General features: G+C 36.6%; 10 protein-coding genes. 6 read left to right on the top strand and 4 right to left on the bottom strand.

The window, feature by feature from the left end:
- Positions 1-191, top strand: a 191-nt coding sequence (locus tag AC1DPQ_RS08290) for a hypothetical protein (protein WP_477608763.1), incomplete at its 5' end; no start/stop codon positions are given.
- Between the two features lie 357 nt (positions 192-548).
- On the opposite strand, the gene AC1DPQ_RS08285 is transcribed toward AC1DPQ_RS08290, so the two are convergent.
- Both AC1DPQ_RS08285 and AC1DPQ_RS08280 read right to left on the bottom strand, forming a co-directional pair.
- Entirely contained in the window at positions 549-1,739 is a 1,191-nt protein-coding gene (locus tag AC1DPQ_RS08285; protein WP_477608761.1) for a C1 family peptidase, read from the bottom strand.
- Between the two features lie 108 nt (positions 1,740-1,847).
- Positions 1,848-2,495 carry a hypothetical protein gene (locus AC1DPQ_RS08280; RefSeq protein WP_477608759.1) on the bottom strand — a complete coding sequence of 216 codons (648 nt, stop codon included), beginning with the start codon at positions 2,493-2,495 and terminating at the stop codon, positions 1,848-1,850.
- 548 nt (positions 2,496-3,043) lie between these two features.
- Between AC1DPQ_RS08280 and AC1DPQ_RS08275 the strand changes: the two genes are divergently transcribed.
- Positions 3,044-3,532 (top strand): DUF1569 domain-containing protein, encoded by a 489-nt coding sequence (locus tag AC1DPQ_RS08275; RefSeq protein ID WP_477579893.1) that lies wholly within the window; start codon positions 3,044-3,046, stop codon positions 3,530-3,532.
- Between the two features lie 115 nt (positions 3,533-3,647).
- Here the strand turns inward: AC1DPQ_RS08275 and AC1DPQ_RS08270 are convergent, their stop codons facing one another.
- On the bottom strand, positions 3,648-3,902 hold the full coding sequence (locus AC1DPQ_RS08270; RefSeq protein ID WP_029279491.1) for a hypothetical protein: 255 nt from the start codon (positions 3,900-3,902) through the stop codon (positions 3,648-3,650).
- A gap of 357 nt (positions 3,903-4,259) precedes the next feature.
- Here AC1DPQ_RS08270 and AC1DPQ_RS08265 point away from each other — a divergent pair, with 357 nt between their 5' ends.
- Positions 4,260-4,622 carry a response regulator gene (locus AC1DPQ_RS08265; RefSeq protein ID WP_477579895.1) on the top strand — a complete coding sequence of 121 codons (363 nt, stop codon included), beginning with the start codon at positions 4,260-4,262 and terminating at the stop codon, positions 4,620-4,622.
- A 6-nt stretch (positions 4,623-4,628) separates the two neighbouring features.
- Here the strand turns inward: AC1DPQ_RS08265 and AC1DPQ_RS08260 are convergent, their stop codons facing one another.
- Positions 4,629-5,447 carry an alpha/beta hydrolase gene (locus AC1DPQ_RS08260; protein ID WP_477579897.1) on the bottom strand — a complete coding sequence of 273 codons (819 nt, stop codon included), beginning with the start codon at positions 5,445-5,447 and terminating at the stop codon, positions 4,629-4,631.
- Positions 5,448-5,631: 184 nt separating this feature from the next.
- Here AC1DPQ_RS08260 and AC1DPQ_RS08255 point away from each other — a divergent pair, with 184 nt between their 5' ends.
- The 3 genes from AC1DPQ_RS08255 to AC1DPQ_RS08245 all read left to right on the top strand — a co-directional run bounded on the left by AC1DPQ_RS08255 (position 5,632) and on the right by AC1DPQ_RS08245 (position 9,475).
- Positions 5,632-6,723: an AI-2E family transporter gene (locus AC1DPQ_RS08255; protein ID WP_131029731.1), complete on the top strand. Its 1,092-nt coding sequence runs from the start codon at positions 5,632-5,634 to the stop codon at positions 6,721-6,723.
- 911 nt (positions 6,724-7,634) lie between these two features.
- Positions 7,635-8,828 carry an SGNH/GDSL hydrolase family protein gene (locus tag AC1DPQ_RS08250; RefSeq protein ID WP_477579899.1) on the top strand — a complete coding sequence of 398 codons (1,194 nt, stop codon included), beginning with the start codon at positions 7,635-7,637 and terminating at the stop codon, positions 8,826-8,828.
- A 128-nt stretch (positions 8,829-8,956) separates the two neighbouring features.
- Positions 8,957-9,475, top strand: a complete 519-nt coding sequence (locus AC1DPQ_RS08245) for a protease (RefSeq protein ID WP_477579901.1) — start codon at positions 8,957-8,959, stop codon at positions 9,473-9,475.
- Positions 9,476-9,625: the final 150 nt, after the last annotated feature.

Here is a 9,625-nt window from a genome sequence, read left to right as displayed (position 1 = left end):
GAAATAAACTCACTATTTCTTTTTTATCTGATGTATCTAGAATTTCAAAATTTTTGAATATGTCATTGACAGATTTACTTTCTAGCTTAGATTGGGTATTCAGGAAAAATGGCCGCACGTTCCTTTTTCAAACTGACGCTCCATTCCGCTTCAAACCGACACCTGATTACAGAGCAAAGTGGCCGTTTTGATTGCCTTAGCTGCTTTTTTAGATTATAGCACCAAGGAGTAATTGGTCGAATTTAAGCGAAATGGAGGCTGTATGAAGCTCTAATGGTCAAAGGTAAGGGCTAATCTATCAGCCCTTCTAAGCCGCTATCGCATTTTTTTGGGGATCTCGCGTAACTTGCAGTATCCAGAGGGTCTGTTTTGGGCTATTTTGAGTTCCTGGACGGGTTATTTCGTAAATAGCTGAATCTAGAAAGCAGTTGGGAGGAGTTGTTGGTATTTGTTCAGAGGGAAAGGAACAATATTGTATTTACTCGGCAATCCATTTGGCGGCCACTTTGCACTGAAATGGAGGGGTTCACTATTAGTGAAATATGCAATCATAATCCCTCCATAGTAAAATAGGCAGCTTTTTTTATAAAATTATAACCAGCATTATCAATGGCATCCAACGTAAATCGATACTTTCTGTCATCAATATAAAACTCCTTAGAAGAATCCTCTTGAATAAAGAAATTATATTTTAAGACATCTTTATCATCCCTGATATTGATTACAGCATAATCTTTTGAATTACTTACTTTAGAAACTATAATTTTATAGTTGTTAAAACGACGAAAATATCCTTTTTTAGCCCAGCTAGAAATGTAGTTATTTGAACTGTCAGATTTTAATCTATCTACCTCATCTTCTAAACTACCTTCTTTAATTGGTAAAAAATTGACTATTTTTTTTCTAACATAACAAGCATAGTTCATTGCACCTCCTTCAAGAATAGAATAAGATATCCAAACATATCCTCTATCTCCCCAACCAACTCCCCAAGAATTCAATACTTTGAATGCTTTAATATCCTCCCTATACCCAACAATAACCATTGCATGGCTAAAATTAGATGCAGCTGCTGTTTTCCAAAAAGGATTTGACTTAGTAATATTTCCAGAAGTTTGAAAATACTTATCAATCTTTACACTTAGCACTAAAGGGATATTGTCGTTAAGCACCTTTTTAATTGTATAGATGTCATTAACTTCAACAACTTCATAGTTTGGCATTGCTGCTTTACTCGCTTTAATTTTAAGAATTGGATCCAACTTCATTGTACAAACAGTAGGACTATACTTTAAATCTAAGTATTTTACTCCTCCATCTTGTAAAATCTTACCAAGCATTGTTATCGATCGTGCCGTAAAATCGCAGCCCTCATTACCTTGGTTATAATATTGATAAACATATTCTGGGCTATACACTTTTTTAAAGTCAGTATTTTTATTACCGTCAATTAAAGATTTATGCTTATCCAACACACTTCTTAAAGCATAAGTCGTTGCAAATGCCCAGCAAGATTGTTTGTTTTTCCCTTGGTAACCTGCAACTGGCATCATATATTCTAAATCAATACTATTTTCTAACGGCTTTTGGCTTTTATTGTAAATTACTGGGCTGCCCTCTTTAATTTCTAGAGCACTTGTTTCCTTTTCTCCAGTTGGGTAAACCTCTTGGGCAATTGACAAGAAAGGAATTAAAGAAAACCCAAACATTAATAAAACCGAAATCTTACAGTAAGGCATCTTTAAGTGAGATTAAATCGATACTAACTACTCTATCTTGTGAAAACTTATTGTTGCTAGAATAAGCTCTTCCATCTGCTGTTACAAAACTTGCATTTACTTTTGCCGTTAAATCTGCCTCAACAATCTTTTATTATTAATYAGTGTAAGAGTTGCAGTTTTCACAAAAAAATATTTTTTAAGGTCTGCTGCAGGAAGCGTACTAATAAGTGCTTTTATGGCATCCTTATCTACATAATTTTTTGGCACTATAGAAGTTGTTACATCTTGTATAACAATTTCCATAATTTCCTTTGCACCTACGGATGCTGAGCCAATTAAGGCCGTTGCATTAAAGTTTGCCGTATTATTAATTTTGCTGCTATAAACTATCGCATTATCCAGCGATTTAATACTTGGAGCTAATGAATCTAGCAATACAGGATCAAGCGTCACAATTGTATACGAAGAGTCAGTTTCGTCAAATTTCACTATATTCCCAGGGATGTAAACAAGGTCATAACTTAAACCGGCTAAGCCTTGAAATATTTTTCTTTTAGTATAGTATTTTGGTAAGGCTTCTATAACAAGAGGATTCTTTCCTCCAGCAGCTCCTTCCTCAACTAGTGATGCTTCACTTGGCAATTTGTTAATATCAAATATTTTAAATTTATTTTTGCTATTTTCGTCAAGCTCAATTTTTTTTGTTTGTTTACAAGATGTTAAAAAAAATAGCGCCAACGCTATAACTGATAGAGTGTGAACTTTGATTTTCATAAAATTATTTTTGAGTGGTTAATTGATTTATTTTAAGATTGAACTTTATAGAACTAACGTAGTAAATAATTTGATAAATACCTAATTTTAAATATTTTATCAAATTATTTATTCCAAAACCGACTGATTTGCCTAGGTGTTGTAAAAATCTCTCATCCCTTCGCCATCAAACACTCAAAAGATTTTTGCAACTCCAGATCTGGCATGATCTTCCTCGCTATTTTCTAGATTAACTTTCTCCAAAATCCTTTCTAATAACTCCAAGAAGCCAGAAAGGTGTTCTAATAATTTCTCGTTCACTGTACACACAAAAAATCGAACAAAAAGCTTTCAGAAATGAAAGGGTTGTTGTTTAACAAGTTATTTATCTCATCGCTCAAATGAGGAATCTGGAAAAAAGAGGATCAAGAATCTATTTCAATTATTATTGTGATAATATACAATTGGCAAATATCGCCTTATAATTGTCTTGGATCACCCCACTCCGCGGCTAAGCTATAGCATATATTTGTACAGCAGCTTACCTGTAAACCTGCACCCCATATAAAATGAACCCGCTAACCGAGCTAATAGCACCAAAGAACCGTAAATATTTAGAAAGCCTGTTGCTAAAACTTCAACCAAGCACATTTGCTATTTGGGGAAAAATGACCGCACAACAAATGGTTGAACACTTGATAAGCCAGGTTGAATATACCAATGGCAAAAAGAAACCTTTCTGTGAAGTTTCAGAAGAAGAAGCAAACAACGCCAGACAAATCAATATCTACACCGCTGTAGAAATACCAAGGAATGTAGTATTCGGAACACCTCAGCAAAAGTTACTGTATCCAGATCTGGTTAGTGCCACTAAACAGTTAATGACAGAACTTCGTGATTTTGACCGGTATTTCGCTGAACCTGGAAAAACCGAAATACATGGCGCATTTGGACCAATGACCTATAAAGAATGGCTGATATGGCACAGCAAACATTTTTATCACCATTTGCAGCAATTCGGATTAATAACAGTATCCGCCATTTATGGCCCATGTTGAGAAAAGCGCAATGAATCAACATCATTTTTATTTTACTGCATTTGGAACAAAAGAATCCTAAAATAAAAAAGGCTTTCTTTGCCATAAAGAAAGCCTTTGCCAGAAGAATATCCGCTTAACTTAGGATAATCTGGTAATTTACATTTACTCTTTTTGGATAATTGCTTTCCTCGTTGTTTAAGGAAACAAATGCCGCATTGCCATGAACTTCATTTTTCAACGCATGCTCATAATGCGATTGGATAGCTTCTTGATAATCGTGCTGAAGGTTTTTCGTTGTTTCGGCTAAAAGATTTCTATCATTCAGGTTCTCTGGCAATAATGTAATATCGCAGTTTCCGTCACTGATTTCTTTGACTAAGTATTTCATTTTTGGTTTTAAATCTTCGTTTCCTGTTTTATAAATAAGATTTCGAGAACGGTCAAAAATATGGTAAGTCTTTAGCTTGTATGTAATCTAAAAGTTAATTTTTTACTTAAAATGATGTATTAATTTTAATGCAAACTACATTACTATCGCTACATCATTTTAATTTTATCGCAATCTGCATGATTACTAGTCTGCTCATTATTTTTCTCGATTGGACTACCGGCACGCTTAAAACTAAACGTTGTGCTTTCGTCAAAATAGATCGAAACCTTTTAGCCCTGCCCTTGTTAAYCAATCACAAGTTATTTATTTACAATATGTTAATGCAATAACAATAACCTGAAGGAGAACGAGAAGATGAAAAAAATATTAGTGGTTGATGATAGTCAGGAAATACTGGAGGTTATAGAATTGATTTTAAGACTGGAAGGCTATCAGGTAAGTGGATTAATGGATGCAAGTCATTTTAACCAGCGGATTAGCGAATTTAAACCCGATTTAATTTTGTTGGATGTGATGCTTGGGGGCCTGGATGGGCGAGATCTTTGTAATCTACTCAAAGCAGACCAGTTAACCTTGCACATTCCAGTAATTATGATTTCGGCCAGTCATAATTTAAATGATATAGGAGGCATTATCTGTTATCCTAACGATTTCATCGCTAAACCATTTGATATAGACAATCTCATTAATAAAGTAGGTGTGCAGCTTGCCGCCTAAACTATATTAAGGTTTTGAGTTAAAATAATTGCTTAAGAAAACGCTCTGAAATTTAATCGCATTGGCCCAATAATCCCAGTTGTGTACACCAGGTCTGGCAGTAAAATCATGAGGAATGTTGTTATACAGGAGTTCATCATGCAAACGTACATTCATTTTATAGAAAAAGTCTTCAGTACCACATTCAATGGCAATAGCAAGTGATCCTGGCTTAATGCGATAAATCATATCAATCACACTGTTCTGTTTCCAACGTTCTGGAAATTCATCCTGTGTTCCCAATCTTTTCGAGATATTCCACCCATTTGGAAAAGGTTTAATATCTACACCACCACTCATACTGCCTACGGCACCATAAACATCCTGGTGTTTAATGGCCAGGTATAGTGCACCATGGCCGCCCATGCTCAAACCGGTAATGGCCCTACCCTTTTTTTCGGCTATGGTTTTATAATGTTCATCAATATAGCTTACCAACTCTTTAGCTACATAGGTTTCATATTTCCATTCAGGATCTACCGGACTATCGAAATACCAACTGGTTACATTACCATCAGGGCACACAATAATAAACTGGTATTGATCGGCCAGATTTTTAATTCCTGGCACTTTTTTGGCCCATTCGGCATAGTTACCACCGGCACCATGGAGCAGGTAAACCACAGGGAAGGTTTTTCCTGTTTTATAGCTATCGGGTTTAATTACCACTGCTTTAATATTTTTGTTCATCGATTTGCTAAAGGTTAAAGCGGTATCTACTTCCGCAGCGCTTAAAATGTGGCTAAACAAAAACAAACAGATGGCTATTAAAAAGCTATTTTTCATGGGGAGTTTTTAATTATTATTATAATATGGTGCTAAATTTATAAATTAACTGGATATTGTTTGCTATTTCTGTGAATTGATACCAAAAAATAATGATGTCCTGCTCATCTATTCCTTAAACAGCTAAAAAACTTTAAAACAATTTTATTACCTTTTGGTTGTTGAACGGTGAACCCATCTAAAAATGCTTAAAACCTACCCATTTTACATCAAAGCTCCTGTAATTCTTTTAGGATTAGTAATTACAGTATTTATAATGAGCGTGCTGAGAGATATTCTTGTGCCACTTGCTTTCGCTGCGCTAATTGCGATATTGCTTAACCCACTTACCAATCGTTTTGAAAGAAAAATGCCTAAAATAGTAAGCATTATGCTCGCTATGATTATCGGTATTGTTGTCGTAATTGCCATACTCTATTTTCTATCCTCGCAGGTTGCCCACTTTTTCGACGATCTGGAAAGCATTAAACACAAATTATCGCAACTGTTAGAAGAAATCAGAACCTGGCTGCAAACTACCTTTGGAATCTCCTCGCAAAAACAGATGCAAATGGTTAACGATGCTGCAAATGGAAGTAAAGCTTTAATTGGCCAAACCTTGAGTGGCTTAATGGGCGTGCTCAGTGTCGTTTTTTTAATCCCCGTTTATACTTTTCTGATCTTGCTGTACAAAACATTGATCCTTAATTTTATTTATGAAGTATTTTCGGAGGAGAACAAACAAAAAGTTGCCGAGATTTTAGGTGAAACGAAAGCAGCAATACAAAGTTATATTATCGGTTTATTGATCGAAACTTCAATTGTTGCGGTAATGAACTCTGCTGCCCTGCTGATCCTCGGTGTACAAAATGCCATTTTAATTGGTGTTATAGGGGCAATACTGAATCTGCTACCCTATATCGGCGGTATTATTGCCATAGCCTTACCAGTGTTAATGGCAACTTTAACCATGGATGGTTTTACCACTCAATTATTAATTATAGGTGCCTATGCACTCATTCAGTTTATCGACAACAATATCCTTGTACCGCGCATTGTTTCGAGCAAGGTGCAGATCAACGCACTTATTTCTATCGTAATTGTATTAATGGGTGCTGCACTTTGGGGCATCCCCGGAATGTTCCTTTCCATTCCATTTATTGCGGTACTGAAAATCATTTTTGATCGGATTGATGGACTTAAACCCTGGGGGAAATTGCTGGGCGATAATATCCCGACTGAACACATGGGGCAGGTGAAAAGGTTTAGAAGGAAGAAAAAACTTGCGACAAACTAAACATCGATATTCTTTTTTTGAAAACGATCGTTCAGCAACTCTTCGGGAACAGCAGCCCCGTTATTCGCTGTAGCCCCAATGCTAATTAGTGCCGATTCATCGGTAAAGAATCGGGGGCTGCCGCTACTACCGGGTTTATTAACAAAGGCTTGTGCAGGTAAGCACCCAGCCAAAAACAGTACCACCTAACGAGCCACCTAGACCCGATTGGAGTGAACATCCCGATAATTCATCGGGATAAAACGGAAAGCGGGAGGAAACCCAGATATATTGTACTGGTATTGCTCTCCTATTAAATTTTATATGGTTTTTTCTGAAAATGAGCGTTTAGTAAAAATCGGGATGCCCGCTGCTACCGGGTTTATAAACAAGGGCTTGTGCAGGTAAGCGCCCAGCCAAAAATAGTACCACCTAACAGGCCACCTAGACCCGATTGGAGTGAACATCCCGATAATTCATCGGGATAAAACGGAAAGCGGGAGGAAACCCAGATATATTGTACTGGTATTGCTCTCCCAATATTGAACCAGTAATATCTTTAAATTACCCTTCGACTCCATTATCATTAACAGATTCCAATAGAAATATCGTCATCTCGACCGAAGCACCGCGGAGTGTTCCAAAGGAACTCCTTCGGAGGAGAGATCTTTAAACTATGTTATTGAAAATCGAATTTAAAGATTTCTTCCCGAATCTTCGGGATCGAAATGACGATACTTCTAATCGACTCACCTCTTTTAAATTCTCTTGTAATTTATATGGATTTTCATACCATAAATTACCCCTTAGGCTGACAATCGCTTGGTTACCCATCATGCAAGTAAATTTTGGTTACCCATCATGCAAGTAAATTATTGCTGGAAACACACATCAATTGTAAATTTTATTACTTTTGATTTCTTCTAATCAACATGAAACTAACCTCTTTTCTTTGCCTGACATTACTCTTTACGGCACTATTTTCCAAAAGCTTTGCGCAAAACAAGTTACAATCATCGTCGTTCATCACTTTTAACGGTTATAGCCATACTATAGCAGAAAAATTTGGAAAAAACGAAGCGGTAACCGTGGCTTTTTTAGGCGGGTCGATTACCAATATGGAAGGCTGGCGTGGATTGGTAAGTAATTATTTAGCCAAAACTTATCCGCAAACAAAATTCAGGTTCATTAACGCAGGTATTCCATCATTGGGTAGTCTACCACACGCGTTCCGCCTTCAGCGCGATGTACTCGACAGTGGAAAAATTGATCTCTTGTTTCTAGAATCGGCTGTTAACGACCATGCCAACAAAACCGCTGAACAAACACAGCGCCGTGCTTTAGAAGGCATTATCAGACATACTTTAAGCAAGAACCCGAAAACGGATATCGTAATGATGGCTTTTGCCGATGAAGATAAAAATGATGATTTTAATAAAGGTAAAATCCCAACTGAAGTAAAAGTACACAGCGACTTGGCTGAATATTATCACTTGCCATTTATTAATCTCGCTTTAGAAGTTGATAAACGTATTGCCAATGGCGAATTTACCTGGGCAGCTGATTTTAAAAACCTGCACCCATCACCGTTTGGTCAACAACTTTATTTCAATACCATTAAAACTTATCTGGAAGAAAATCAGAAAAATGCCAACGAGAAAGCTTCGGCAGGTCTTCCTAAAATCATTGATAAATTTGCTTATACCAAAGGACAATACCTTAGCATTAATAGCGCCGAAAACTTAAATACTTTTAGCATCAATAAAAACTGGAAGCCAACTGACGGGCTGGAAGGAAGACCAGGTTTTGTTAATATCCCAGTGCTCGAAAGCAATACCAGGAACAGTACTTTTGATCTGATTTTTAAAGGAAACACCGTGGGGATTGCTATTTTATCAGGCCCGGATGCGGGTGCACTCCATTACCGCATAGATGACGGAGAAGAAAAAATGATCGATCTTTACACCCAATGGAGTTCAAGCTTGCATTTGCCATGGTACCTGCTACTCAGCGATCAACTCACTAACGGAACGCATAAATTAAGTGTACGGATCAGCGATCAGCACAACTCAAAATCAACAGGTTATGCCTGTCGAATTGCTTACTTTTTAGTCAATTCAAATTAATCGTCTTTTATTAGTCTGGATTTGCCATACAGCTGTATAAATTAATTATATATTTGATACTTAATCGTTTTAGCTTGATGCTAATCAAACAATATCAATATTCATTTGCTTATATAAAAAACCCTTCCATGAAAAACATTAAAATAATTATCCCTGCACTTTTAGTATTGTTTTCTGCCTGCAGTGAGGCCACCAGAAACACCACAAATAGTAAAAGCGAAAGCATGCCTCAAACTACTGCTAATAAAACCGATTCGCTTGAGGTTAAAATGAAAATAAATGGCAATGTAGCTACCGGCGACCCACTATTGCTAAGGTTTGTAGTGTACAACAATACCGATAGTGTAAAAAGTTTCTGTATCTGGCATACACCTTTCGAACCTTTAATGAGCAGCTATTTAAGCATTACGAACGAAAAAGGAGAAGAAGCACAGTACAAAGGCGCAATGGCCAAAAGAGTAATGCCACCTCCTGCATCGAGTTATTCGAAGGTAAACCCAGGTGATAGCCTGGTTGCAAATGCCGATTTACTTAAAGCCTACGACCTGAAAAAAGGATCGAGTTATAAGGCAGTTTACACAGGCGGAAATATGAGCGGCTTAGTATCCAAAGACACGATAACCTTTATTTATACGGACCTGCACTAGCATTCAACTCGATTAAAGAATAAAATATTCGATAATTTTTAGTCATTTAGGCTTAGTTGGTCGTTTGGAGATGCACACAGGTATTTTAAATTAATTACCTGTGTGCATTTTTTTTATCTGTAGTTAACCATTTCTCTAATTGTAAAACTT

Source organism: Pedobacter sp. 01T416_2 (assembly GCF_056398925.1).
This window is presented reverse-complemented; position numbering and strand designations above follow the sequence as displayed.